The sequence below is a fragment of the Limnochorda sp. LNt genome, from assembly GCF_035593265.1.
Lineage (GTDB): Bacteria > Bacillota > Limnochordia > Limnochordales > Geochordaceae > Geochorda > Geochorda subterranea.
This window is the reverse complement of record NZ_CP141614.1, coordinates 2,106,361-2,131,201: the sequence shown is the minus strand read 5'-3', so window position 1 is coordinate 2,131,201 and position 24,841 is coordinate 2,106,361. Positions and strand designations below refer to the sequence as shown.

The 24,841-nt window shown below is 69.5% G+C and carries 26 protein-coding genes and 1 pseudogene; 16 read left to right on the top strand and 11 right to left on the bottom strand.

The window, feature by feature from the left end; translation table 11 throughout:
- Positions 1 to 305 precede the first annotated feature (305 nt).
- From fadR to VLY81_RS10115, 4 genes are all read left to right on the top strand, one after another.
- The gene (gene fadR / locus VLY81_RS10130) at positions 306 to 1,088 is read left to right on the top strand and encodes a fatty acid metabolism transcriptional regulator FadR (protein ID WP_324668043.1); all 783 of its coding nucleotides are present in this window, start codon (positions 306 to 308) and stop codon (positions 1,086 to 1,088) included.
- Between the two features lie 87 nt (positions 1,089 to 1,175).
- Positions 1,176 to 2,783: an FAD-binding oxidoreductase gene (locus tag VLY81_RS10125; RefSeq protein ID WP_324668041.1), complete on the top strand. Its 1,608-nt coding sequence runs from the start codon at positions 1,176 to 1,178 to the stop codon at positions 2,781 to 2,783.
- Positions 2,780 to 4,405, top strand: a complete 1,626-nt coding sequence (locus tag VLY81_RS10120) for a glycerol-3-phosphate dehydrogenase/oxidase (RefSeq protein ID WP_324668039.1) — start codon at positions 2,780 to 2,782, stop codon at positions 4,403 to 4,405. The genes VLY81_RS10125 and VLY81_RS10120 overlap by 4 nt, the downstream gene beginning before the upstream one ends.
- 14 nt (positions 4,406 to 4,419) lie before the next feature.
- Positions 4,420 to 6,006, top strand: coding sequence for an FGGY-family carbohydrate kinase (locus VLY81_RS10115; RefSeq protein ID WP_324668038.1), 1,587 nt, complete (start codon positions 4,420 to 4,422; stop codon positions 6,004 to 6,006).
- 128 nt (positions 6,007 to 6,134) lie between these two features.
- On the opposite strand, the gene VLY81_RS10110 is transcribed toward VLY81_RS10115, so the two are convergent.
- A complete protein-coding gene (locus VLY81_RS10110; protein WP_324668037.1) occupies positions 6,135 to 6,545 on the bottom strand; it encodes a type II toxin-antitoxin system death-on-curing family toxin in 411 nt (136 codons plus the stop codon).
- 70 nt (positions 6,546 to 6,615) lie between these two features.
- Between VLY81_RS10110 and VLY81_RS14785 the strand changes: the two genes are divergently transcribed.
- The 3 genes and pseudogenes from VLY81_RS14785 (at position 6,616) to VLY81_RS10100 (ending at position 9,205) form a co-directional block, all read left to right on the top strand.
- On the top strand, positions 6,616 to 7,065 hold the full coding sequence (locus tag VLY81_RS14785) for a nucleotidyltransferase domain-containing protein (RefSeq protein WP_405001254.1): 450 nt from the start codon (positions 6,616 to 6,618) through the stop codon (positions 7,063 to 7,065).
- Positions 7,066 to 7,616: 551 nt separating this feature from the next.
- Positions 7,617 to 7,880 (top strand): annotated as a pseudogene (locus tag VLY81_RS14780) (LLM class flavin-dependent oxidoreductase); the annotation flags it as partial.
- A 368-nt stretch (positions 7,881 to 8,248) separates the two neighbouring features.
- Positions 8,249 to 9,205: a hypothetical protein gene (locus VLY81_RS10100; RefSeq protein WP_324668036.1), complete on the top strand. Its 957-nt coding sequence runs from the start codon at positions 8,249 to 8,251 to the stop codon at positions 9,203 to 9,205.
- Between the two features lie 380 nt (positions 9,206 to 9,585).
- Here VLY81_RS10100 and VLY81_RS10095 read toward each other — a convergent pair whose 3' ends face one another.
- Positions 9,586 to 9,717 (bottom strand): hypothetical protein, encoded by a 132-nt coding sequence (locus tag VLY81_RS10095; protein ID WP_324668035.1) that lies wholly within the window; start codon positions 9,715 to 9,717, stop codon positions 9,586 to 9,588.
- A 147-nt stretch (positions 9,718 to 9,864) separates the two neighbouring features.
- Positions 9,865 to 10,611 (bottom strand): SDR family NAD(P)-dependent oxidoreductase, encoded by a 747-nt coding sequence (locus VLY81_RS10090; RefSeq protein WP_324668033.1) that lies wholly within the window; start codon positions 10,609 to 10,611, stop codon positions 9,865 to 9,867.
- A gap of 984 nt (positions 10,612 to 11,595) precedes the next feature.
- Between VLY81_RS10090 and VLY81_RS10085 the strand changes: the two genes are divergently transcribed.
- Positions 11,596 to 11,784, top strand: a complete 189-nt coding sequence (locus VLY81_RS10085) for a hypothetical protein (RefSeq protein WP_324668032.1) — start codon at positions 11,596 to 11,598, stop codon at positions 11,782 to 11,784.
- A 125-nt stretch (positions 11,785 to 11,909) separates the two neighbouring features.
- Positions 11,910 to 13,145 (top strand): acetamidase/formamidase family protein, encoded by a 1,236-nt coding sequence (locus VLY81_RS10080; protein ID WP_405001368.1) that lies wholly within the window; start codon positions 11,910 to 11,912, stop codon positions 13,143 to 13,145.
- 172 nt (positions 13,146 to 13,317) lie between these two features.
- Here the strand turns inward: VLY81_RS10080 and VLY81_RS10075 are convergent, their stop codons facing one another.
- The gene (locus VLY81_RS10075) at positions 13,318 to 14,013 is read right to left on the bottom strand and encodes a Dph6-related ATP pyrophosphatase (protein WP_324668029.1); all 696 of its coding nucleotides are present in this window, start codon (positions 14,011 to 14,013) and stop codon (positions 13,318 to 13,320) included.
- Between the two features lie 248 nt (positions 14,014 to 14,261).
- Entirely contained in the window at positions 14,262 to 15,020 is a 759-nt protein-coding gene (locus tag VLY81_RS10070) for a hypothetical protein (protein ID WP_324668027.1), read from the bottom strand.
- A gap of 239 nt (positions 15,021 to 15,259) precedes the next feature.
- On the opposite strand from VLY81_RS10070, the gene VLY81_RS10065 reads away from it, so the two are divergent.
- The 5 genes from VLY81_RS10065 to VLY81_RS10050 all read left to right on the top strand — a co-directional run bounded on the left by VLY81_RS10065 (position 15,260) and on the right by VLY81_RS10050 (position 17,775).
- A complete protein-coding gene (locus tag VLY81_RS10065; protein WP_324668026.1) occupies positions 15,260 to 15,685 on the top strand; it encodes a ribbon-helix-helix domain-containing protein in 426 nt (141 codons plus the stop codon).
- The gene (locus tag VLY81_RS10060; protein ID WP_324668025.1) at positions 15,682 to 16,104 is read left to right on the top strand and encodes a type II toxin-antitoxin system VapC family toxin; all 423 of its coding nucleotides are present in this window, start codon (positions 15,682 to 15,684) and stop codon (positions 16,102 to 16,104) included. Before VLY81_RS10065 ends, VLY81_RS10060 begins: the two co-directional genes overlap by 4 nt.
- A 708-nt stretch (positions 16,105 to 16,812) precedes the next feature.
- Positions 16,813 to 17,019, top strand: coding sequence for a hypothetical protein (locus tag VLY81_RS10055; RefSeq protein ID WP_324668024.1), 207 nt, complete (start codon positions 16,813 to 16,815; stop codon positions 17,017 to 17,019).
- The gene (locus tag VLY81_RS14775; protein ID WP_405001253.1) at positions 17,016 to 17,270 is read left to right on the top strand and encodes a type II toxin-antitoxin system RelE family toxin; all 255 of its coding nucleotides are present in this window, start codon (positions 17,016 to 17,018) and stop codon (positions 17,268 to 17,270) included. The genes VLY81_RS10055 and VLY81_RS14775 overlap by 4 nt, the downstream gene beginning before the upstream one ends.
- Before the next feature lie 34 nt (positions 17,271 to 17,304).
- Entirely contained in the window at positions 17,305 to 17,775 is a 471-nt protein-coding gene (locus tag VLY81_RS10050) for a type II toxin-antitoxin system VapC family toxin (protein WP_324670398.1), read from the top strand.
- Between the two features lie 6 nt (positions 17,776 to 17,781).
- On the opposite strand, the gene VLY81_RS10045 is transcribed toward VLY81_RS10050, so the two are convergent.
- The 5 genes from VLY81_RS10045 to VLY81_RS10030 form a co-directional block, all read right to left on the bottom strand.
- A complete protein-coding gene (locus VLY81_RS10045) occupies positions 17,782 to 18,579 on the bottom strand; it encodes a polysaccharide deacetylase family protein (RefSeq protein WP_324668022.1) in 798 nt (265 codons plus the stop codon).
- Between the two features lie 114 nt (positions 18,580 to 18,693).
- The gene (locus VLY81_RS10040; RefSeq protein WP_324670396.1) at positions 18,694 to 19,104 is read right to left on the bottom strand and encodes a HEPN domain-containing protein; all 411 of its coding nucleotides are present in this window, start codon (positions 19,102 to 19,104) and stop codon (positions 18,694 to 18,696) included.
- A 14-nt stretch (positions 19,105 to 19,118) separates the two neighbouring features.
- Positions 19,119 to 19,505, bottom strand: coding sequence for a nucleotidyltransferase domain-containing protein (locus tag VLY81_RS14770; protein WP_405001252.1), 387 nt, complete (start codon positions 19,503 to 19,505; stop codon positions 19,119 to 19,121).
- Between the two features lie 128 nt (positions 19,506 to 19,633).
- Positions 19,634 to 19,933 (bottom strand): hypothetical protein, encoded by a 300-nt coding sequence (locus VLY81_RS10035; protein WP_324670395.1) that lies wholly within the window; start codon positions 19,931 to 19,933, stop codon positions 19,634 to 19,636.
- Positions 19,878 to 20,123 carry a hypothetical protein gene (locus tag VLY81_RS10030; protein ID WP_324668021.1) on the bottom strand — a complete coding sequence of 82 codons (246 nt, stop codon included), beginning with the start codon at positions 20,121 to 20,123 and terminating at the stop codon, positions 19,878 to 19,880. The genes VLY81_RS10035 and VLY81_RS10030 overlap by 56 nt, the downstream gene beginning before the upstream one ends.
- A 9-nt stretch (positions 20,124 to 20,132) precedes the next feature.
- Between VLY81_RS10030 and VLY81_RS10025 the strand changes: the two genes are divergently transcribed.
- Entirely contained in the window at positions 20,133 to 20,537 is a 405-nt protein-coding gene (locus VLY81_RS10025) for a hypothetical protein (protein WP_324668020.1), read from the top strand.
- Positions 20,538 to 20,547: 10 nt separating this feature from the next.
- Here VLY81_RS10025 and VLY81_RS10020 read toward each other — a convergent pair whose 3' ends face one another.
- On the bottom strand, positions 20,548 to 21,132 hold the full coding sequence (locus tag VLY81_RS10020) for a hypothetical protein (RefSeq protein ID WP_324668019.1): 585 nt from the start codon (positions 21,130 to 21,132) through the stop codon (positions 20,548 to 20,550).
- Between the two features lie 439 nt (positions 21,133 to 21,571).
- On the opposite strand from VLY81_RS10020, the gene VLY81_RS10015 reads away from it, so the two are divergent.
- Positions 21,572 to 24,253, top strand: coding sequence for an AAA domain-containing protein (locus tag VLY81_RS10015; protein WP_324668018.1), 2,682 nt, complete (start codon positions 21,572 to 21,574; stop codon positions 24,251 to 24,253).
- Positions 24,254 to 24,841: the final 588 nt, after the last annotated feature.

Below are 24,841 nucleotides of genomic sequence, written 5' to 3'. Positions count from 1 at the left end.
GACGTCTCCCTGCTCAGGTTCTCGATCGCAACGGGGCGATGCGAGCCCCCGTCGGGGCGCTTGCGCGGCGCTTGAGCCTCGGGGTGTCCTGGGCTGGCGCGACGGGGACTTGCAGCTACCAGCCCGCCACGGGCCTTGACGAAAGGATGGCGAACCGTTAAACTACTGGCGGATTGGTCAGACCACAATAGCTTGGTGGTCAAACCAATCCTCGTCCGCTCCGGCGGTGGCAAGGGCGTAAAGGCGACGTCCATGCGGGCAAGAGTACGGCGCAGGACGGCGCACCAGAGGGAGGCATAAACCGGGTGGACGGGCTGAAGCCCAGTCCGCACAACGGAGGTACGCAGGCGCGGGGCGCTGGCAAACATCCCCGCAGGGGCCGGCGCAGCTCGGACCAGGCGGAGGACCACCTGATCGGCGCCATCCTGCGCGGGACCTACCCGCCGGGGGCCTCGCTGCCTGCCGAGCGCGAACTGGCCGCCCAACTCGGCGTCTCGCGCCCCACGCTGCGGGAGGTCCTCCAGCGGATGGCCCGAGATGGGTGGGTCACCATTCGCCCCGGCCAGCCCGCCGCCGTCAACGACTTCTGGCAGGAAGGCAACCTCAACGTCCTCGACCGGCTCGCGCGGCAAGCAGACCGCCTGTCGCACGACTTCGTGACGCAGCTTCTGGAGGTGCGGGCGGTGCTGGCTCCTGCCTTCGGCCGGGCTGCGGTGGCACGCAGTCCGGCCAGGGTGGTGGCGGTGCTTGCGGGGCATGACGCCCTCGATGACGACCCCAATGCCTTCGCCGCCTTTGACTGGCAATGGCAAGTGCACCTGGCCCGGCTCTCGGGAAACTACGTGTTCCCGCTGTTGCTGAACGGGTTCGCCGCCCTGTACGGACGGGCGGCCCGGCAGTACTTCGCCCGTGCAGAGAACCGGGCCGCTTCGCTACGGTTTTACGGTCGCCTGCTGGAGGCGGCCATGGTGCGCGATGCCGAGCGAGCTGCCTCGGTCATCGCGGAAGCCATGCACGAGAGTGTCCGGCTGTGGCAAGCAACGGCCGCAGCTCCGCGTCTGGAGGGCGCGCCGGCGGGCGCGGGGTGAGGACGCCCCGCAGAGCCTCTCGACCAATCGGCAGCGCGGCGCAGCGCAGCGGAGCACGACGCGGCGCAGGGCTGGAGGTGGCTGGCCGTGAGGCGCTGGAACGGCTGGGGCGATGAGGGTGTGACCTACCCGGTGCCGGCGGGAGCATGGGACTTCCTGGAGGCCATGCTGGGGCCGGGCATGACGCCCCGGGACGCGACCCTGCCCGAGGTGGTCTCCCGCGTGCCGCCTTCCCGTCTCCCGCCCCACCCTCTGGTGAGCACCGACCCTGAGCAAAGGGTGCGCCACGCCCTGGGGCAGAGCCTTCCGGACTGGATCGCGGCCCGCAGCGGCCGCGTCCCCGCCTTCCCGGACGGGGTGGCCTTTCCCTCCACCCATGAAGAGGTGCGGGAGCTGATTCGGTATGCCGAAGCGGCGGGGGCCCGGCTGATCCCGTACGGCGGAGGCACCAGCGTGGTGGGCCACCTGGCGGTGCTCCCGGGCGCCGATCCGGTGCTGTCCGTGGACCTCGGGCGGATGAGCCAGCTCGTGGACTTCGACGCGCGCAGCCACCTGGCCACGTTCGGGGCCGGGGTGAAGGGGCCGGATCTGGAAGCCTGCCTCAGGGCCCGCGGTTTCACCCTGGGGCACTTTCCGCAATCTTTCGAGTACTCCACGCTGGGGGGCTGGGTGGCCACCCGCTCGGCGGGGCAGCAATCCCTCGGTTACGGCCGGATCGAGGACCTCTTCGCCGGCGGCCGGATGGAGGCACCTGCCGGAACTTTGCTCCTTCCCCCCTTTCCGGGTTCCGCGACCGGCCCGGATCTGCGGCAGGCAGTCCTCGGCTCCGAAGGCCGGCTGGGCATCCTCACCGAGGTGACCGTCCGCGTCCGTCCCCTACCGCAAGCCGAGGAGTTTGCCGCGGTCTTCTTCCCTGAGTTCGAACACGGCCTTGAGGCAGTCCGGGAGATGGTGCAGTCGGACGTGCCCCTTTCGATGCTGCGGCTGAGCATGCCGGCGGAAACAGCCACCAGCCTGGTGCTGGCGGGGCACGAGAAGCTCATGCGCCTCCTCGAGCGGTGGCTGGCCCTCCGCGGGGCGGGTTCCGGCAAGTGCATGCTGATCCTGGGCGTCTCCGGCACCAGAGGCCGGGTGCGGCGCGCCCTGCGCCAGGCACTCGCGATAGCCGGGTCCCACCGGGGGGTGTACGCCGGCCGCAGGTTCGGCCACGAGTGGGTGAAGCATCGGTTTCGTTCGCCTTACCTGCGCAACACCCTGTGGGAGATGGGCTACGCCGTAGACACCCTGGAGACCGCCGGCACTTGGACCCAGGTGCCGCGCCTCATCGAGGCCATCGAGCAGGCCCTTCACGGCGGGCTGGCGGACCAGGGTGAGAAGGTGTACGTCTTCACCCACCTCTCTCACGTTTACCGGCACGGCTCCAACGTTTACACGACGTACCTCTTCCGCCTCTCCCCCGACCCCGAAGAGAACCTGCGGCGCTGGCAGGTGCTGAAGTCAGCGGCCAGCCGGGCCATCGTCGCCTGCGGCGGGACCATCAGCCACCAGCACGGGGTCGGCATCGACCACCTGCCGTACCTGGAAGCGGAAAAAGGTGCCCTCGGGATGGATCTCCTCAGCGCCCTGTGCCGCACCCTCGACCCCGGCGGCATCATGAACCCCGGCAAGCTGGTCTGTCGGGAGGTGGCACCGTGAGCCCGGATCGTACCTCAGCCTGGGCCTCCCTGGCGGAGCCGTGGGACGTGGTGATCATCGGCGGCGGGATAACGGGAGCCGGCATCCTGCAGGAGGCCGTCCGCCAGGGGTTGCGGGCGGCCCTCTTGGAGCAAGGGGACTTCGCGTCGGGGACGTCGAGCCGGTCGGGCAAGCTCGTGCACGGCGGCCTGCGCTATCTGAAGCAGGGGCAGGTGAGGGTGACCTGGCATTCGGTGCGGGAGCGGGAGCGCCTGCTCCGGCAAATGCCGGGGCTGGTCAACTCCCTGGCGCTGGTCCTGCCCTGCTACCGGGGCGACCCGGTGGGGCGGCACCTTCTGGACGTGGGGATGATCCTCTACGACGCGATGGCGATGCGCCGCAACCACCGGCACCTGGACCCTGCCGGGCTGAGGACACTGGCCCCCCACATCCGTCCGGACCGGCTGCAGGGGGGCTTCTGGTACCTGGATGCCCTTACCGATGATGCCCGCCTGGTCCTGCGGATCATCGACGGTGCCGTGGCCGCAGGGGCCGTCGCCCTCAATTACGCCCCCGTGGAGGATCTGTGCCGCACCCGCTCCGGCGCCGTGGAGGGTGTGGTGGTAAGGGATCTGGTAACCGGTCGCACCGCCGAGGTGCGAGCCCGGGTGGTGATCAATGCCGCCGGGGTCTGGGCCGATTCCTTCCGGGCTCGGCTGGGCAAGCGGCCCCGGCTGCGCCTGCTCAGGGGCAGCCACCTCCTGTTTCCCGGGTGGCGGCTGCCCGTCGCCGTGGGGATCAACCTCTTTCACCCCGGGGACGGCAGGCCCCTGTACGTGCTCCCGTGGGAGGGCTTGACCCTCGTGGGTACCACCGACGTGGATCACCGGGAGGGCCTGGACGCCGAACCCCGCATCCATCCGAGCGAAGGGGAATACCTGCTGACGGCAGTGAGGCACCTGTTTCCCTCCCTCGACATTACGGCCGAGGACGTACAGGCTACCTTTTCGGGAGTGCGGCCGGTCGTGGGAACGGGCAAGAAGGATCCCTCCCAAGAACCAAGGGATTACGCCATCTGGGACGAGGAACTCCTCACCGTGACGGGTGGCAAGCTGACCACCTTCGGCGTGATGGCCCGCGCCGTCATGGCCAGGGCCCGCCGGCGCCTGGGCCGCCGTGATACCGGGCGGGCAGCCCCAGCCGCTGCGCAGCGTCCCCTGCCCGCCGAGCTGGAGCAACTCGACGACGCCCGGCGCCTGCGCCTCGTGGGGCGATACGGGGCACAGGCGGCTGTGCTGGTGCGCTCGGCCCGCCCCGGCGAGCTCGAGGCCATCCCGGGGACGAACACCCTGTGGGCCGAGGTGCGCTGGGCGGCGGAGCGGGAAAACGTGGTGCACCTCGACGATCTCCTCCTGCGGCGCGTCCGGCTGGGATTTCAGTTGCCGCAGGGCGCGGCGGCGCTGCTCGAGCAGTTGCGGGGCATCGTCCAGCCGGCCCTGGGTTGGGACGATGCCCGGTGGCAAGCGGAGGTCGAGCGCTACAGGCAGCGATGGAGTCTGGCCTACAGCCCGGCCCTCCTGGCGGGAATCCCCGACAGCGCGCAGAAGAGCCAGGCGCGGGCGACGCCGGCCGGGGGGCCCTGAAGGGGGAGCGGGAGATGGCCGGGGAGCTGCTGCTCGCCATCGACGTCGGCACGCAGAGCGCGCGGGCCCTGCTCTTCGACCCGCGGGGCAACCTGGTGCAGCTCGCTCGGGTGCCGCTGGTGCCTCCCTACTATTCGGAGCATCCCGGATGGGCCGAACAAGACCCCACCCGCTACTGGGAGGCGGTGGCCACCGCCTGCCGGGCTCTGTGGGCGCAGGAGGAGGCCCCTCCGGAGGCCGTGGCGGCGGTGGCCCTGACTACCCAGAGAGGGACGGTGGTCAACCTCGACTCCCGTGGGCAGCCCCTGCGTCCTGCTATCCTGTGGCTGGACCAGCGGCGTTCGGACCGCTACCCCCGGGTGCGGGCAACCTGGGGGCTTCTCTTTCGGCTTGCCGGCCTGCACTCCACCCTGGCTTATCTTCAGGCGGAAGCGGAAGCCAACTGGCTGTGGGCGAATCAGCCGGAGATCTGGGACAAGACGGCTCACTACCTGCTGCTGTCTGGCTACCTGACGTACCGCCTGACGGGCCGGTTCGTGGACTCGGTGGGCTGCCAGGTGGGGTACATCCCTTTTGACTACAGGCGCCAGGAATGGGCCGCACCCCGCGACTGGAGATGGCAGGCCCTGCCCGTCCGGCGGGAGACCCTTCCCGACCTGGTCCCCCCCGGGCACATCCTGGGGCAGGTGACAGCCGAGGCTGCCCGCGCCACGGGCATCCCGCAAGGCACTCCGGTGATAGCGGCGGCGGCCGACAAGGCGTGCGAGATGCTCGGGGCCGGCTGCCTGGAGCCCTCCACGGCGTGTGTGGGTTACGGCACCACGGCCACGGTGAGCGTCACCTCGCCGCGCTACCTGGAACCTATCCGCCTCGTCCCGCCCTACCCCAGCGCCGTCCCGGGCTCCTACAACATGGAGGTGCAGGTATACCGGGGCCTGTGGCTTGTCTCCTGGTTCAAGCAGGAGTTCGCTGCGGACGTAGAGCGACAGGCCCGGGCCGAAGGCCTGGCGGCGGAAGCGTTGCTCGACCGCCAGGCGGAGCAAGTCCAGCCGGGTTGCCTGGGCCTGGTGGTGCAGCCCTACTGGTCGCCGGGCCTGCGCTTCCCGGGGCCGGAGGCGCGCGGCGCAGTGGTCGGGTTCGGAAGCTTCCACACCCGGGCCCACCTCTACCGGGCCATCCTGGAAGGGCTGGCCTATGCCCTGCGCGAGGGGGCAGAGCACATTCAGCGCCGCACCCGCGTGCGCATCGACCAACTGCGGGTCTGCGGGGGCGGGTCCCGCAGCGACCTCGTCTTGCAGATCACGGCCGACGTCTTCAACCTTCCTGCCTTCCGCCCCCACGTATCCGAAACCTCTGGCTTGGGCGCCGCCATGCTGGCGGCGGCCGGCGTCGGTCTCCATCCGGACCTGCCCACGGCCGTGAAGGAGATGGCGCGCCCGGGGCGGGTGTTCGAACCGCGCCCCGAGTCCGCCGCGCTGTACGGTGCTCTCTACCACGAGGTCTACCGGCCCCTGTACAGGCGCCTGCGCCCGCTCTACCGGGCGGTCCATCGTTTGACCACCGGCACGCCGGCGAGAGAAGATGTCCGCGCCGGCGCGTAGCTCCGGTTTTGATGACCATCAAAACCATCCGCCTGTGGCAGCCCCGAGGGCGTTCGTCCCGTCCGATTGAACGCCAGTGTGTCCGGGTCGACGGCGTGACCCAACCTCGTACACATGCTCTACATGCTCTAGTCATTCGGCGAGCGCCGTCCCGGCAAGGGTCGGGCATGGGCCAGCAGCCACCGCGCGATGCCGGGCACGTCGAGTCGATCGGCCTCAATCTCCAGCAGCATGCCGACGATTTCGCTCGGAGACGCGACGATGGTCTGGCCGTTTTGTTCCAGAAAATAGCTGACCGTGGCCCACGCGGCCCGCTTGTTGCCGTCGACGAACCCGTGGTTCTTCACCAAGGAGTGCAGTAACGCTGCTGCCTTTTCCCAGCGGGTACGGTAGAGCTGCCGGCCTCCGAAGCACGCCCGCGGACGCGCCAGCGCTGATTCAATTAGGCCGAGGTCCCGGATGCCCGGCATTCCGCCTGATGCGCGCAGGGCTTCCTCGTGGAGGAACAAAACGTCCGGTAGGCGAGGGTAGCGCAACATTCCAGGGGTCTAGAGTTTGGCAAGCCAATCGTAGAGTTCGCGGTTGGCTTCGAAGTGGGTCTTAGCCCACGTGACTACCTGCGGGTCCGGCCGTGCGCGCCGATGCGACTCCAGTCCCGGGGCGGTTTGCGCACGGTTTTCCGGAGCTTGCACACGCCCGTGCAGGCTCGGTCCGCGAGCTTTTCCCTTGCGGGGTGCCCCAGGCAGGGATTTGAGAGGGGCGTCGGGTTTGTCGGGCCGTGATGACGGCTTACGCACCGGGGTCTCTCCCTTCATAGCTGTGCACCGCTCGCTGTCTCTGCTCTGCCCGGCTTCATTATTCACGGCTGCACCCTTCCTGGCAATTGGCTCGAGGGCACGCCAGACGGCCGGGCGCGACGGCGATATCGACCTTCTGGTCGTACTACGGGAGCTACACGATCGGCTCGGTACGGCCGTCGACATCAGGTTGGTACTGCCGTCGACATCAGGCTACGCATGCAGCCGGATGGCATCGTCGATCGTACGTCCTGGGCGCTGAAGGTCACGAACAGATGGCGAACAGGCGTAGTGCCTTTGTCGGCGGCCTTCCCGCGCCAAGAATTGGCGGAGCCCGCTGCTCTTAAACGGGAGCATCGGCGCGGACGGATGCCGTAAAAGCCGCCTGCCGTAGCTCTGATGTGCCCTCATGCCGATCCTGCAGGCCGCAGGGGCGGGCCAGGCAAGACGATTGAGGGGACGGCCTCCAAGTCTGGCTCTAAGCCAGCGCGCGACCAGAAGTAGAGGGGGAATGTACGAGATCAGCGGCGTCGCCTGTCACAACGAGCGGCCTTCCCGTCGCACGTTGTGGTAGAAGGACGAGGCGCGCATCACCGGGCTTTCCCATACGCGGCGGTTCTCGACGATGAGGCTGATGACGCTATCTGTCTCGAGAGCCAGCGTCTGATCGTGCCCGCGGCCTCCTTGCAGGCCTTCGCGGTCGAGTGCCGGATGTCAGTTGTACCCGGCGAACCGACGCCATGTTTCTCACCCTGGCCGCATCGACGCGGCCGTCTCCCGCCCCAAGCGACGGGCTTCCCACCACGTAGGCGGACCGCACCGGCGGTGGTGTTGGCTGCCGCGGCCGCCCGCACCAAGCGTATCCGGCTCACCAGCGCGGTCAGCGTGCTGAGCACCGACGACCCCGTGCGGGTCTTTCAGTCCTTCGCCACCCTGGACCTGCTGTCGGCGGGCCGGGCCGAGATCATGGTGGGCCGAGGGTCGTTCACGGAGTCGTTCGCGCTGTTCGGCTACGACCTCGCCGACTACGACGCACTGTTCGACGAGAAGCTCGACCTGCTGCTCAAGATGCGCGCGCCGACCCCCTGGCCTCGCTGGAGGGCATCCTCACCTTTGCCGCGCTAGCCGGCAACGTGGACCGTCTCGCCTCCGAGGATGACCGGGTGCGGGTGCTGACGAGGAGGAGTCGTCGCCACGGGCGGGGTAGCCGCCGGTCTGCCGATGTCCCCCGAGATCCAGGGGATGGTGGTCTCGGCGTATCCTGGACGGCCAGCCGTTCGGGTTGCCATGAACGCGGCCCTCCTCGTCTACCGTGGCGGTCGCCATCCGGGCGCAACGTCGCTACCGTGGCCACTGTTGGATCAAGGAGAGCGAGGCGGGGGCGAAGCATCGCACAGGCCCTATGGGGGGCGGTGCGACGCCGCAGCACGGACGGTGGGGGTCGCATGGAGAAGCTACTGACACCGGCGACGCTGGGTCTGCTGGCCGCGGTGGCCCTGCTGGCCTACCTGGTCACCCGGCGGGGTTTCTTCGCCACCACCGCGACCTTTGCCGCCAGCGAGAACAACGACTCTGAATGGCCCCTCGTCTGGGTACGGCCGGGGAGCTGGCCATGCCTTGCGTCCCCTAACCGCCGAGTCCGCGTCTACTGGGAGCCGCCCGTGGCCGAGACGGTGGCGCAAGCGGTGCTCACCGCCGCGACCCGCGTCGATGAAATCCTGGACGAGGTCTTTCCCCGGCTGCGCCGTCCGAGGCTGCGGCTGACCCTCCTGGCCGACTGCCACCATCCCCGGCAGCGAGTGGCGATGACGGGCTTCGGGCTGCACGCGATGGTTGACACGGCAGATCAAGAGGCTTGGCTCGCCAGCCACCGTGCCAGGGAGTTCTTGTTTTCGGCGGTCCCCCACGAGTGGGTGGAGGCAGCCGTTGCCCTGCGTCTATACTGGCGGGACCGCAAGACGCGCTGGGTCGGCGAGGGAGCCGCCGACTACGCCGCTTACCGCGTGGGCCTGGCTTTGGCGCCGGAGGTGGCCCGGGCGCGCCTCGCCATCCTGGCCGAACGCTTGGGCCCGGTCACCGGTACGGAGTGCTTCGACCTCACGGATTTCAGGGTGGCCACGCAGGCGCAGCCGGGCAAGCCGACCGAGGCGCAGCGACGGGCCCGGAGGGGCTACGCCGTCTCCTTCGCCCTCTTCTACTGGCTGGCCGAACGGCGGGGCCCGGCCGAGGTGGCCCGGCTTCTGGCCCAGGCGATGGGGGGCTCCTGGCCGACAGGAGCCCGTGCCCGCCGCGCTTTCGAGCGCGCGCTGGGCTCCGACGGCCCAGCCCTCACGGCCGTGCCGCTGGCCTGGGTCGCCGAGCGGCTCCAAGAGGCGACCCGGGCGCTCCCGGCCCACCCGTAGGGCGCCGTGCGGCTGAAGGCCGGGGCGAGCGGTTCGGCGGGTATTTCAACGGTCGTTGAAATGCCCGAAACCCGTGACACGGCGAGGGACACGGCCGCTTGCCGCGGCACGGGACGCCAGGGCGACCGCGACGTGGCCCCGTCCGGCGGTGGAGCGCTTGGGCCGCCGGGCCGTTCGCAGCAGGGGTAACGAGCGGGAGTGCCGGGCGCAGCGAGGCGGCTCTGCCTGCCCGTCGCGGCGGGGCGGCGAGCCTCCCGGCTGGCCGGGCCGTGAGTGATCGGCTACCGGGACGGCCTGACCGGCGAGGGGGCCTTCGGTTGGTGTCTCCACGGGAATTTAAAAAGGTATTTAAGCCCCGCCGCGTCTCCCGTCTGGACGCACTACCCCCACCGTGCTTCCCACCCGGCCGCCGCATGATGCTGGCGGCCCTCCCATCGGTTGACCCGGCAGTCCCGGGGGCAGACCCGGCAGTCGCGCAGCATGGCCCGGGCCTGTTGGACCTTGGCGGCCATCCGCCCAGCTCGGCACGTACGCAGATAGGCGGGCTCGAAGGGCCTCTCGCTCACGTCCCCATCGGTCGCCCATCGGCGTCGGCGGCACGAGCCGCGAGGCATGACCGCCGCTGGTCGGCTGCCTCCAGCCGATGGGCGACCCGCGCCCTACGCCGCCGACCAGCCGCCGTCCGCGGTGACCAGGGCGCCGTTGAGGAAGGATGCCTCGTCCGAGGCGATCCAGGAGATGATCGCGGCGATCTCCTCGGGCCTGGCCGACTTGGGCATGGTGGCCATGGCGAGCTTGGCCCGTTCCAGCGCCCACGGGCTCTTGGGCATGGCGGTGGCGCCGATGCCCGTCTCGACCGGCCCGGGCAGCACGGCGTTGGACCGGATGCCGAGCGGGCCATAGAAGTAGGCCACGTGTCGGACGAGCCCGATGACCCCGTGCTTGGAGGCCGCGTACGCGGCGCCCGACACCCCTCCGGAGAACGAGGCCTTGGAGGCGACCGTCACGATGGCACCACCCCCGGCCTCGCGCATCCGCGGGAGCACCGCCCGGGTCATGCGCATGACCCCATCCAGGTTGACCGACAGGACTCGCTGCCACGTGGCGTCGTCGAGTTCATCCAGCGGCAGGAAGAAGTCCATGATCCCCGCCACGTTGGCCAGGATGTCGACCCGCCCGGCCTCGGCCACGACCCGTTCCACGTCCTCCTGGCGGGCGACATCGGCCACCAGCAGCGTCGCCGAGAGCTGCGCCTCCTCCAGCTTCGCGCGGGTGGCCGCGAGCCCCTGCGGGTTGACATCGCAGCCCACCACCCGCGCTCCTTCTCGGGCCAGACGCAGCACCGTCGCCTGACCGATGCCGGAACCTGCGCCCGTCACGATGGCTACTTTGCCACTGTGCGTCACTTGCAAACCCCCCGTACGGCATCGGCAGATGCAACTACAAGCGACAATACTTACCACAACCTCGGAAAGTCAAGGGCAAATCGAACGGGCAGCTTGAACGTGCCACCTCCGAGCCCGTCTGTCGGGGCAGGAGGTGCGGAAGTCGCTGTGGATGGCCATGCGCGCGGGTTCGTAGCCGAGCCGTGCCAGCGCCTCGGCGGGGGGTGGCGGAGGGGTAGGGTGCCGTCGCTCGTGCCCGCACCGTAGGCCATGGTCGCACGGTTGGCGGCGCGTGCGGTCGACGAGACCGGATGCTTTCGCCGATGAGCTCGCGTCTACGGGGCGTCTCCGGCGGGCGGCAGGGAGAGGGCGCGCAGCACGAGAGTGCGGGCGGTCGACGCGCCGTGCCGCCGAAGGCGCGAGCGAGTGGGGCCGGGGGCATTTCAACGATCGTTGAAATGGACGAGACCCGTGACGCGGCGAGGGACAGGGCCGGTTGCCGCGGCATGGGAGGCTGGCACGGATGGCGACGCCCCATGGGACGCCAGGGCGACCATGACGTGGCCCCATCGTCTGGCTAGTCGTCTCGGCGGAGCAGGCGGGCCGGTGCAGGGAGCCGCCAGGCCCACCGGGCAGTGAGCGCTCGCCGACCGATACGGCCTGCCCGGCGAGGGAGCCCTCGGTCGGTGTCTCCGCAGGAATTTGAAAAGGTATTTAAGCCCCGGCGCGTCTCCCCCTGGATGTATGGCTCTCGCCGTCTCGCCCGCCCGGTGGGGAGCAGCGGACGCTTTACCCACCCGCTTCGCCGTGCCGGGGCCGAGGTCGCTGGCCACTCGGTCTAGAGGCGCCTCCCCGGCGTCATCCGGGAAGGCCTTGCAGGCGACGGTGAGGCATTGATGGCTGGTCTGATAACCGGTTACAATGCCATCGAGGTGCATGGCGTTGACGCTCCAGGTGCGTCTGGGGGCGGTTCTGGCTGCCAGGGCAGGCCAGGCGATCGTCACGGTGGAGACAACCAGCGACGCGTGGCCCACGGCGGCTGAGGTGCGTGAGCTCGTCGGCCGCCTCTATCCGCCCCTGGCCGAGCACCTGCCGAGCGTCTTGGTGGTGGCTGACGGCCGCGTGCTAGGCCCGGACGAGCCCGTCCTCTCCAGCCAGGTGGCGCTGTTACCCCCGGCAGGTGGCGGCGCCTGACCGCCGCCCCACATCATGCGAACGGGAGGGATGGTTCCGTGAGCGTGACCGCTGCCCGCCAGGCTCCATGCCGTAACGTCGTCGTGTCGAGCTTCACCAACGGCATCCTGGACCCCGACGCCCTCATGCTGGGCCCCGTCCAGGACGGCGGCACCATCATCGCCAACACCGCGCCAGGCTGCTGGGGCCCGATGATCACCCCCCGCCTGCGAGGTGGTCACGAGGTGACCCAGCCCGTGGCCGTCGACGGCGCCGAACCCGGTGACGCCGTCGCCATCCGCATCCGCGACATCACCGTCACGTCCCTGGCCACCGCCTCGGGCCACGACCGCTGGGTCGAGGGGCACTACCTGGGCGACCCCTACGTGGCCGCCCGCTGCCCGCAGTGCGGCACTCTGTACCCCGAGACCCGGGTCGAGGGCATCGGTCAGCAGGCCGTGCGGTGCGCCACCTGCGGGGTGCCCGTCACACCCTTCCAGATCGAGCACGGCTACACCGTGGCCTTCGACCCGACCCGCACCGTGGGCGTCACCCTGCCCGGGCCCGCAGCGGAGCGCATCGCCCATGACGCGGCCCGCTACGCGGCCCTCCCTGACGGCTCCGTGCAGCACCCCATCCTGCTCTTCGCCCCCCACGATCTGGTGGGTGTGGCGGTGCGGCTGCGCCCCTTCCTGGGGCAGCTCGGCACGGTGCCCGCCGTGCGCATGCCCGACTCGCACAACGCCGGCGACTTCGGGGCTGCTCTGGTGGGCGCCGCCCATGAGTACGCCCTGACGGCGCAGCAGCTGGAAGAGGCGCGCACCGACGGCCACATGGACGTCGACGCGGTGCGGGCGGGGGCCCTGCTCCTGGCGCCGGTCAAGGTGCCGGGTGCTGGCATCTACATGGGCGACATGCATGCCCTGCAGGGTGACGGCGAGATCGCCGGGCACACGATGGACGTATCCGGTTCGGTCACGCTCCAGGTGCAGGTGGTCAAGGGCCTCACGCTGGAAGGCCCCGTGCTCTTCCCGCTGGCGGAAGACCTGCCGCCGCTGGCGCGGCCGCTCACCCCCGACGAGAAGGCCCGGGCCCGAGCCCTGGCCCGGCAGTGGGGGCTGGCCGACATCGAGGAGTCGGCGCCCATCTCCGTCATCGGGACCGGCCCCGACCTCAACAGCGCTACCCAGGTCGGCCTGCGCCGGGCGTCCCGCCTGTTGGGGATGAGTCTGGGCGAGGTGCTCAACCGCGCCACCATCACGGGCGCCATCGAGATCGGCCGGCACCCGGGCGTGGTGCAGGTGACCTTCCTGGCGCCGCTGACGCACCTTGAGCGGGCCGGGCTGTTGCCGTTCGTGCAGGAGCAGTACGGCATCGGCTGAGCGGTGCCCCTTGCACGCCTCGACGCCGGGCTATGGCCGGAGCCGTGGCACCCGGGCTCATGTCCGGAGTCGAGGTACCGACCCCTGGCTTGGTCGGAGGGCGACGAGGCCTCGTGGCGGCGCGGCGCCTGCAGCGAAGGCGCATCACGCGCCCCGCCGTGGCCGAAGACGCCTAGCGCACGCCCTGGCTCGGCACCAGGTCGAGGTAGGCGAAGCCGTCTCGCGTCACGACCCGTCCCTGCCGGAAGCCGACGGGGTGGCGGAAGATGGGCCCGTCGTAGACGAAGGTGTGCAGCTCGCCGTGCTCCCCGCAGGGATCGACGCCGGGGGGCAGGGCGGCCACCAGCGCTTCATCCCACGGGCGCCCCAACCACGAGGGGCCGACGCGGGCCACGTCGACGCAGACCACCACCGCCCGGAAGCCCAGCTCCACGAACCGGCGGACGACCTCGGCGGGCTCTCGACCCCACAGGGGGAAGGCGGCCCGCATGCCGGCCCGGGCCATCTGGGCTTCCCGGTAGGCACGCACGTCGACCAGATGCAGATCCCCGAAGACCACGGTGTCGATGCCGGCTTCGCGCAGGTGGCGGCACGCGGTGGCCATCCGGGCCTCGTACACCTCATTGGAGCAGTGGGCGGGGAGCATCACCTCCCAAACCGTCAGCCCCATCGCCTGGGCTTGAGCTCGCACCAGTTCCCGCCGCACCCCGTGCATCGTCACCCGTTGGTAGGGCAGGGTGATGGTGGTCAACAGCAGACGGGCTCCGCCCATCTCGTGCACGGCCAGCGCGCAGTCCTTGCCGCCGCTCCAGGACAGGGCGATGGCGGCTTGGCGTCCGGGCTGATGTCGGGTGGGCGTGCTGCTCATGGAGATCCCATTGGACGGCCACCCCGGGGTTCGCTCGCTGCCGAGCCCTCGTTGCGGGCCGAGGGGGCGAGGTGCCGAGAGGGGCGGCGGCGTGGCGCAGGCCCGCCGTGCGCTTCCACCAGCGAGTAGCGGGAGCGTGCAGCACGCCACGCCAGCCTCGGCCTTCAGCGGCCTTCAGCTCCGAACTGCCCCGACTGCCCGGTGCCGGCGACGTAGGTGTCGTACCCGATGACCGAGGGCCGGCTCTTCTACGGTCGGGCGACGAACCAGACGTCGTTGACGCCGTGGCCGTGCGTGTCCCCCGGCGCCCGATCCGCGATCCAGTAGTACAGAGGCAGGCCCTCGTACGTCACCTGCAGCGTCCCGTCCCGCCGGGTGGTGACCCCCAGCGCTCCCTCGAGGCCCTCCGGAGCCAGAGGGGCGTGAGCGACCCGAAGCGGCGGCCAGTTTTGCTCGCAGGTGTCGTAGCAGCTGCTGGCCCCGGCCTGGTCGCGCGCGAAGGTGTACAGCGTCAGGCCCGTCGGCCCCACCAGGATCTGGCCGAACTGCGGGTGAGGCCGCATCTGCACCGTCGGCGCCAGGTTGGCGACCCACCAGACGTCGTTGACGCCCTGCCCATTGGTCTGCCCGGGGGAGGCGTCGCCCACCCAGTAGTACAGCGGCCAGCCGTTGTACGTCACCTGCCGGCGGCCGTCTCGCCGGGTCGTGGTGCCCAACTGACCCGGCAGCCCCGGGGGCGCGACCGGCGGGCCCGGGTCCACCACCAGAGGGGGCCAGATCTGTTCGCAGTTGCCATAGCAGTTGCTGGTGCCGGGGACGTCCCGGGCAAACACATACAGGGTCCGGCCCTCGGGCCCCGTCAGGAAGAAGCCCAGCCGCTCATCGAAGCGCACCTGGACCGTCGGCTGCGCCCCCAGAGCGACGCCGGCCAGGGCGGCCCCCCAAATGGCCGCCGCCAGCATCCCGAGCCCCACCTGTCGCCGCACATCCCACCGACCCACGCGCATGCCCGCCTCATCTCCCTTCACGGCCGCACCGCCCGGGGGGTACCGAGACCCCGGAGCGGCGGGTCCGTCTTGCGATCAGATACGGGTCGGCGGCACGGGTCGGATCCCTTCCCCAGAGCGGCCAGTCGATCCCGAGTTGCGCCGTCCCCGCGGAGTGCCGGCAGAGGGGCTCATGCGCCGGGTTGGCGCATCCTGAGCAACGACCGGGAGCTGTGCCGTCGCGCAGCCGGCAAGGCCGTATGGCTGCGCGATCTCGCCGACGAGGCAGCAGGGAGGGGCCGACGGCTGCCCTCCGAGTAGGGCACGGCGGCCTTGCTGACGGCTACTTGACCCGCCTTCCTGCCAGGTACCTGGTATGGCCCGCGAAGAGCCACGACATTATAATGTCGGCGGCGGTGAGCAGGGTGAAGCGCACTCAAGTCTATCTGGATCCTGCGGAGCACGAGGCCCTGAAGCGGAAGGCGACGGAGGAAGGCGTCTCGATGTCCGAGTTGCTCCGTCGCATCGTCAGAGAACAGCTCGGGCTCGGCAAGCCCCGCGGTGCGCCTGCCGAGCGGCTCATTCGCCTGGTCGGCATCGGGGAAAGTGGCCTGTCCGATGTCTCGGAGCGACATGACGAGTATCTGGCCAGAGCCCTGCGGCGGGAGACGGAGAGACGGCCGTGACCGTTCTCGTCGACACCGGCGCCTGCTATGCCCTCGCGGACCGGTCGGATGGGCATCACGCCGAGGCGCGGCGGTGGTACCAGAGCCGTGCCCCGCATGAAGACCTCGTGACGACGGACCTCATCCTGGCGGAGACCTTCACCCTTCTCATGTCACGCCTGGGCCACGAGGCCGCTCGCGTCTGGTGGGAGGCGTTTCGTGCGGCGGGCGTCCGGTACATCATCCCCACCCCGGTCGACTTCGACCGGGCAAGCCAAGTGCTTGCGCACTTCCCGGACCAACGCTTCAGCCTGACCGACTGCGTGAGCTTCGCCATCATGGAGAGGCTCGGCATCCGCACGGCTTTCAGTTTCGACGCGCACTTCACCGTGGTTCGCCTGGGATCTCGGTACTCGCGGGCCATCACGCGCGTTCCCTGAGGCTGCTCATCTCTTCACCCCTCGCTCAACCCCTATCTGGCCCAGGGGCGCCGACGCACGCGCATCGGACCCGGCCGCGTCACTGGACGGATTCGCCGCACCGCTTCGACGTTGCGCTCAGGGTCAGCTCCTCCAGGCGCACCCGCCCACGCACCCTCGCGACGAACGCGGGGATTCCGCTCAGCCTTCCTTTCCCGCTACTCCGTGCGACTTCAGGAACTCCCGCCACGCCTCGGCGGCGCGGGCCGTGATCACTTCGAGCCACCGCCGCCCCTTTTCGGCGGCCGGCCGGGTGGCGTCCCCCAAAACACCCCTTGCTCCGATGTCCCCCATCGACAGCGCTGAATGGCCGCACTCCTTCGGCGCAACGCGTCCATCTGTCGGGCAAGGCATTCCGCAGGCCCGACGTCTTGAGCATCGAAGGTCGTTCCCGCCGAAGCGTTCGTGGCCGGCAACGGACGCGCGGCGGGACGGTGGTATACTCGGCTCAGGAGTGAGTGCCGGTGGCGACCACGACCGGCCGTCAGCCGATGACTTGCCCAAGCCTCCGAGGCCGGCAAGCCCTACGAACGGGTGGAAGGCGAGCGGGCAGAGATGGCCCCGCCGGGGGGCGTATGGAGCAGCCCCGCAACCGCTGAACGAGGCGCGGTGGCCTGCCGGTCACGGCGGTTGGGCGTGGTACGATGGGGACGGAGGACGGTGGGAAGGATGGCTGCGGAGGTGCGCTACCTGGTTGACGAACAGGGGCGTCGCGTGGGGGTGGTGCTCGATCCCGACGAATACGAGAAAATGCTGCATGAGCTAGAGGAGCTGGAGTCGATCCGGGCCTACGACGCGGCAAAAGCGTCGGGCGATGAGGCCATTCCGTTTGAGCAAGCGGTGGCCGAGATCGAGCAAGAAAAAAGGTTCCGATGAGGTACTCCGTGTTCATTCTGCGACGGGCCCAAAAGGAGATGGCTGCTCTGCCGCTCGAGGTGTACCCGCGGGTACGCGACGCCATAAGGGACCTGGCTGATGACCCAAGGCCACCGGGCGTCCGCAAGCTCGCCGGTCGCGACGGGTGGCGCCTCCGAGTTGGCGACTACCGGGTCATTTACGACGTCGACGATGAAAGCCGACGCATCACGGTGCTTCACATTGGCCACCGTCGGGATGTGTACCGCTAATATCCTCCTGAATCACATGAAGAGAGGGTGAGTCATTTTCGAGCAGGCCCCCATTCACGACGAACGCAGGTTACGTCCCCGGAGGGACGCAGAGCTACAGCGTGAAGGCTGGTATGCCCTCGCGGATCGGTCGGATGTACATCACGCCGAGGCGCGGCGGTGGTACCAGAGCCGTGCCCCGCATGAAGACCTCGTGACGACGGACCTCATCCTGGCGGAGACCTTCACCCTTCTCATGTCACGCCTGGGCCACGAGGCCGCTCGCGTCTGGTGGGACGCGTTTCGAGCGGCGGGCGTCCGGCACATCGTCCCCACGCCGGTCGACTTCGACCGGGCAAGCGAAGTGCTTGCGCACTTCTCGGACCAGCGCTTTAGCCTGACCGACGGCGTAAGCTTCGCCATCATGGAGAGGCTCGGCATCCGCACGGCTTTCAGTTTCGACGCGCACTTCACCGTGGTTCGCCTGGGACCCCGGTACTCGCGGGCCATCACGCGCGTTCCCTGAGGCTGCTCATCTCTCCGCCCACCGTCCGGAGGTCTGGCCGGTGCCGGCCCGCAGGCTGTCAGCCCGGGCCGCCGCCACATACTCGCCCACGGCCTGCACCGTGTCGATCCAGACCCGGGGCTGCAGGCCCGCCAGCCAGCGCAGCAGCCCCCGCAGCACCCTGGGCTCCACCGCCAGGTAGTCGCCCCCGACCCCGTGGAAGCAGAGGATGGCCCACTGCCCGACCGCCACCGCCCGCTCCACCGCCGCCACCACTTCGGGCGCCCCCACCTCGTGCACCACCCACGACTCCAGCCGATGCAGCCGGCAGGTGGCCGGGTCGTTGCCGGCCCCGCCCAGGGCGCGGGCCACGGTGAAGTGGCGGGCGATGACCGGTTCGTATGACTGCCGCCGGGGCCCCCCGCCCACGAAGCTCTCCCCGCACGGGTAGGCGAAGCTGAAGCGCCCGATGGCCGGCACCAGCGCCCGCAGCCGAGCCGAGGCGGCCAGCACGTCCGCCTCGATCTCGGCCAGGCTCCACCGCTCCAGGGCCTGGCCCGGCTCGACGAAGGGGTGCTCCCCGCTGCAGGGGTGGCGCAGGGTGTGGTTGCCCAGTTCGTGGCCCTGCTGGTGCACCGCCCGCCACCGAGCGAGGTCGCGCTCGAAGCGGCTGCCGGGCCCCGGGTTGACGTAGAAGGTGCCCCTCACGCCGTACGCCTCCAGCAGCGGCACCGCCACTGCCAGCTGGGAGTCCAGCGCATCGTCGAAGGTGAGCGAGACGGCCGCCTGCACCCCCGCCGGCCAGCGGGCGAAGCGTGACGCCATGGGGCGGACGCCTCCTCGCGATACCGACCGACCGTTGCCGGTATCCGGGTCGGGCGGATGACGTCTGGAAGCTCGCTGGGAGTCGGTGACCCGGGACGGGTGTTTTCGGGAATCTCACGCGTTGCTCTTCGGCTCGTTCGCTCGGAGCCAACCGTGAATCTGGCTCGACACGGTGGTGACGAAGCGCTCAGCTTCCTGCACCCACTGCTCGACTTGGGCCCTTTCGAGCTGTGGATCGATGCCGTAGTCACTGGCCGAGCGGATGCTAAACATCTTATTGTAGAACTCTCCGAAGTCCCTCGGGATACGGCCGGGCTTGACCCACCAACGGTTGAATAGCGACTGGACTCCTGAATGCTTCGACGCGGTTCTCCCTTCTGAATGCAGCAAGGCCTCGACCGCATAGAAACACGCATAATACAATCGATTGACACAGCCGTGGAGTTTGCCGTTCTCAAAGAGTAGTCGAGCCTCGTCCAGCGTCTCCAGCGCCCGAGCGAGCCGATACCGTACGAGAGGGGCCATGTCGTTTGTCTTCGTCACAGCCAACGGCCTTCCCGGCGTACGTTTCGGTAAAGTGGCGAAGCGCGTACGGCGGGACTCTCCCAAGCCCGGCGGTCCTGGACGATGAGACTGATGACCATGTCGTTCGCGAGGCCCAGACCGTACAGGGGTCTGTGGATGCGATCATAGAGAGCCGGGGTGGCAGGTTCATCTACCAGGACCAGGACATCCCAGTCGGACTCGGGATCCGCTTCACCTCGGGCTCTCGAACCGAATACAATGACCTCGGCCCCCGGCACCACTCGCCTCACGGTCGCTGCGATCTGCGCGAGCAGCCGTTCGTCGGCTGTTGTCCCCGAGCCCTTTCGTGACCTGACTGTGCGAGAGGGGGATCCGGGACGTCCCCGACGGACCGAGGTCATACTTCTTGTGGCCACCTTGGCGCTTGATGTGGCGCTTCCTGCTCCAGGATATCGGAGTTGAGCGAGGGACTGCAAGGCACCCCAGCCGCCTCAACGAGCCTGGTCATGGTGGACGCCCTCGATCTCCTTCAGATTCGGGCGATCTCCTCCGCCGCTGCCTCGCCCTCGACCAGGTCGTGCGCGAGGATGCGGCCTGCCCGGACGTCCACGTGGTTGATGGCGACCAGGTGGCCGCTGCCGGTCTGGCCGCCGGGCCCGCCACGCCGGTACAGCCCCACCGCCCACGCCCCGCAGAGGAGCGGCACGACCCGGGCCACCAGACCGGCCGCCTGGCCCTGCGCCCGTGACGCCTCGTACATCCTCCGAATGGCGTCACGCCCCTCGAGCGCCCGGTGCGTGCCGCAGTAGACGGCGTCCTCGGCGAACAGGTCGAAGAGGGTGTCCAGGTCCCAGCGATTGCCACCGGCCCCACATCGCCACCGTGAGCAGGTGCGCCGCCAGCTGCAGCCCGAGCCCCGTCCACAGCAGGGGCCGCGGCGTGCCGTCCGGGTGATAGCGCAGCAGGACGACGCAGCCCACCAGGGATGCGCCGACCGGCACGAAGACGAGCAGCGGCAATGCCTCCCAGTGCAGCCGATGGTCCCTTGGGACCGGATCCTTCAGCTCCTGTTCCAATACGGCGCTGCCCGAAACTTGCGGGTCATCCGCCACGAGCAGATCTGCTCACGCCTGGCCCGAAGCGGCAAGCCCGAGGACTTCGAGCGGCTCGTCGACATCCAGCTCTACTGGATCTGGTACGACACGCTGTGGCCCTTGCTGCTCTACGTGCCGCTCGGCCTGGGCGGGCTTGCGCTGCTCATCTGGGGGGCGGTGCGTGAGCTTCCTTGGTGGCTGTATCTGCCCTTCGCCTTCGGCATCGGAGGTGCGATCGCCACGGTGGCAGCACTGGTCGAGCGCGCCCAGCGCCGCCGCGCCCGGGCCCTGGCCCAGCGCTGGATCGAGTGGGCCGGCGCCCAGCGGCCATCCCGGTAGGCACTCCCGGCTATCCCATGTGCTCCAACAGGCCGATGGCAGCAATGGCGTCACGAGGTTCGCCCTTATGCAACACCTTCGTGCGGAACTTGCAGGGTGATGGAGAGACTGCTGTCAGGCCAAGCGTGTTGCGCAGCCAGCCGACGTTCTCATCTATTTGCTCCGTTGTCTCGTTCCAGAACAAGAGCAGCACACATCGCCTCACGCCGGCCGGGAGAGAGGCCATCTTCTCGAGATCGCGCCGGATCTCGGCCCCGTCCTCACTGAACCAAATCTTGCACTCGATGCAGGCCAGCGGCTCGTTACCCGCATTGATGAAAAGGTCGGCCCGATGGGTCGGATGGCCCGGATAGGGTTGCTCCCATCCGACCTCATAAGGGAAGCGGGAGCTCAGGAGTTCCTGCAAGATGACATAGACCAGGGCCTGCTCGTACAGGGACGCTATCCCGTGCGGCCAGCTTTTGTAATAGCCGTGCTGCCTCGTGTATGCGTCAAGACAGTCCCGTAGGAACCCATCCTCCCTGGTTACCGCAGTCGCCGCCAACGATGCGAAGGTCGACAGCGCAGCATCCAAGTCGCTTGCAGACGATCCCATGGTAATCGCTCCCTTTTGTGTGCCCACGTGCCGGTGCAAGGGGGCAGTCCCTGGGACGACATCGGATTGGTGGATTTCTCGCCACGCATCGGTCCCCATTCTCGATGGTCGTCCACTTCCTGTCGGGGCTTGAAAGGCTCCGCCCACAACGGCGTACCTGGCGTCGCTACGCCAACTGGCCAGCGACGTCGACCGCCGGACCCGCCGCCATGGCGGGGTAGGGGCCGGTGGGGGGTGGGCGCAGTCAATCCAGCTATTGTAGGACGACCGACCCGCCACCCCCGCCCGAGCGCAGGCGCCGAGCGTCCCCGGAGCGGCTGGGTGAGCGAGATGGCAGGACGATCCATCGGCCTCGCCGCCGCCTCGGGCGCGTCGACCGCTCCGGCCATCCCAGCCTGCGGCCGCATCGTCGCCTGGAGTGTCGGCTGGCGCAGGGGGTGTGGGCGCCGAGCGACCGCTCAATCCCGAGCAGCAGGCGTCCATCCGAAAGGCCCTCGGCCAGGAGGTCGCCTTTATCTGGGGCCCGCCCGGCACCGGCAAGACCAGCACCCTGGCCCGGTTGGTCGAGGAGCTCGTCGCCGCGGGGGAGCGAGTACTTATCGCGTCGCACACCAACGCCGCCGTGGATGTGGCCTTCGAGCCGGTGGCCGAGCAGTTGTCGCCCGACGCCCGCGAGCAGGGTGCGGCCGTGCGGGTCGGCACTCCCCAGCGCCGTTCCGAGCTTGTGCAACAAAACACCCTGGACGCCATCGTGGAGCGCCGGTCGGCCAGTCTGCAGGCGGAGCGGCAAGCGGCAGAGCGCCGCAAGGAGGACCTGGAGCGCCGTCTTCAGGACATCGAGGCGGCCCTGGGCGCGCTCGAAGGGGTGCGCCAGGCCGATGCAGCCCTGCGGGCTGCACGTGACGCTCACACTCAAGCACAGCAGGCCCTGGAGGCGGCCCGTTCGGAGGCAGCCGCCGCACACGCGCAGATAACGGCGTTGCGCGCCCGTCTCCAAGAGGCCGAAGCCATGGGCTGGCTGCGCCGAGCCCTGACGGGCATGCATCCCGCCACCATCCGGCAGAAGCTCGCCGAGGCGGAGCAGGCGGGCCTGGCATCTGCCCAGCGGGCGGTCGTCCGGGAGCAAGAGGCGGACGTGGCAGTGGCAGCTCTGCGTCAGGCCGAGGCGGCCTACCGGGCGGCGCTGGCCCGTCGAGAGCGCCTCGGCGTCACGGCGGACGAGGCCGAACTGCGCCGGCGCCAGCGCGAGACCACCGAGGCGCTGCAGTCCGCTCAGCGGCGGCTGGCCGAGATCGACGCGGCCATCGCCGCCCTCGCCCGGGTCATCCTCAGGGAAGCCCGGGTGGTGGCCACGACCCTGGCACGGCTCTCCATCATGGATGAGCTCCTCGCGGAGCCGTACGACACCGTGGTCGTGGACGAGGCCAGCATCATACCGGTGCCGTACGTATGGCTGGCAGCTCTGGTGGCGAAGCGTCGGGTGGTGGTGGCCGGCGACTTTCGGCAGCTCCCGCCCATCGCCATGGGTGAGGATGAGAAGCGCTACCCTCGAGCCGCCAGGTGGCTAACCCGAGACGTCTTCGAGGCGGCGGGCATCCTCGACTCGGATCATCGGATACGCGAGGAGGACAAACGCCTCGCCAAACTGTCCCGGCAGTACCGCATGCATCCCGACATCGGTGACTTGGTCAACGTGCTGGTCTACGAGCGGGATGGGAACAAGCTGCACCATGAGGTCGACGCAGGCAGCGACCACGTGAGGCGCGGGCTTCATGCCCCTCCCGAGCCCGGCCATCCCCTGGTCCTCTGCGACACCTCCGACGCCAACCCCTGGTGCGCCAAGGACATGTCCCGCTCCCGCTACAACCTCTACAGCGCCGTGGTAGCCGTGCGACTCGCGGCCCTGGCGGCAGGGAGCCACCCTGCCCTCACCGTCGGCCTCGTCACACCGTACCGGGCCCAGGTGCGGCTGCTGCAAACCCTGGCCGAGCACTACGGCCTTGCATCCGACCGCGTGCGGATCGCGACCGTCCACCGGTTTCAGGGCGACCAGCAGGATGTCATCATCCTCGACCTGGTCGATGGGCCGCCCCACGCCATCGGCCGGATGCTCAAGGGAGGGCACGTCTCACCGGCGACCCGCCTGCTTAACGTGGCCTGCTCCCGCGCCAGGGGCAAACTGGTGGTGGTGGCCCACACCGCGCACTTGGGGCGCCTGACGGCGGGTCACTCGTTGATCGACCTGCTGGGCTACCTCGGCCACCACGGCCGCTGGCTCGATGCCCGAGCCGTCCTGGCCCGGCACGACGACCCCGACGTGATGGCGCTGGCGGGCGTCGTCCACCGGGACGGCACGCCACTACCGTCAGGCGCCGAGCCTGTTCTCTACAACGAGACGGCCTTCTTCTCCGCCTTTCGCCAGGACCTGGCGGCTGCCCGCCACCAGGTCGTCATCTTCAGCCCCTACATCCACGTCAATCGCCTCGCCCAGCTCGTCCCCCATCTGCGGGCGGCCGTGGAGCGGGGGGTCCAGGTCGCCGTGGTGACCCGGTTCGAGCGCGGCGCGGAGGGCGACGGCGTTGGCTTGCACCAGGAGCTGGCCCGCATCGGCGTGCACATCGTCCCGCGCTCCAACCTGCACGAGAAGCTGGCCGTGATCGATGGGCGGGTGGCCTGGTTCGGGAGTCTCAACATCCTCTCCCACAGCCGCTCGACGGAGTGGATGATGCGATTCGGCGATCCGCCGGTGGTGCAGCGCCTGGCGGAGGTGACGGGGGCCGTCACTGTGGTCGAGCGAAGCGAGCGGCGGGACGCCCTCCGGGCCAAGCGCCAGCGGCTGCAAGCGATGCTGGAGGCGCGGGGGTCACCGCCGCCGTGCCCCACGTGCGGGCGGCCCACTCGGCTCGTCTTCGGCCGCTACGGGCCCTTTTTCGGCTGCACCAGCCCTCGCTGCAAGGGGACGGTCAATCTGCCGAGGCCGGTCGTCCAAGCGGTCGTCGACGCCCTGGAGCTGGAGTGTCCCACCTGCGGCTCGGGGCGGCTCAGGGCCCGCTGGGGGAAGAATGGGGCCTTCCTTTCCTGCAGCCACTATCCGGAGTGCCGGCACTCCGAGGACCTGTAGCTGCCACCCCCGGCGTAGCTGTCCTGGTGCTGGGCTGACCAAGGCCCATGTAGTCCGGACGAGATGCGGGCTCGCTTCGTGGACGGCGTCAGGAAGCCTGACCGGATCAGACCGTGCGGTCGAACTCCCCGCGAACCACTCTTGAGACGTCGATGAGCTGGGTCAGCTGCCGATAGAGCATGACAATCCGCTCGTCTTCGTCCACCCGGGCCATCACTTCGTCATGATGGACTGGGTCGCGAAAGGTGCTGATGCCGACGAGGATGACCTCGTCGTCGGCGGGCGAGAGAGCGTCTTGAAAAGCAATGCACCCGTATTTCGGGGCCAGGTCGGCCGGTATCCAGGTGATATCGTCGGGTCAGGCGGACGGTCCGGTCACCCGGCGGAGAAGGTGCTGTTGGACCAGCCGCCGGGCGGGCCAGTTGGGTGGGATCCGCTCGAGTTCCGGCGGTGCCAGCTCCACCTCGTCGGCGTCACTGCCTGGGAGCACTTGACCGGGCATGGCGCCAGCCGCTGCATCGCGCGGCGCGGATGTCGAGCACGACCACCCTCCCTCCCAACCGACGCGTTCGCCGCTTGGACCTGCCG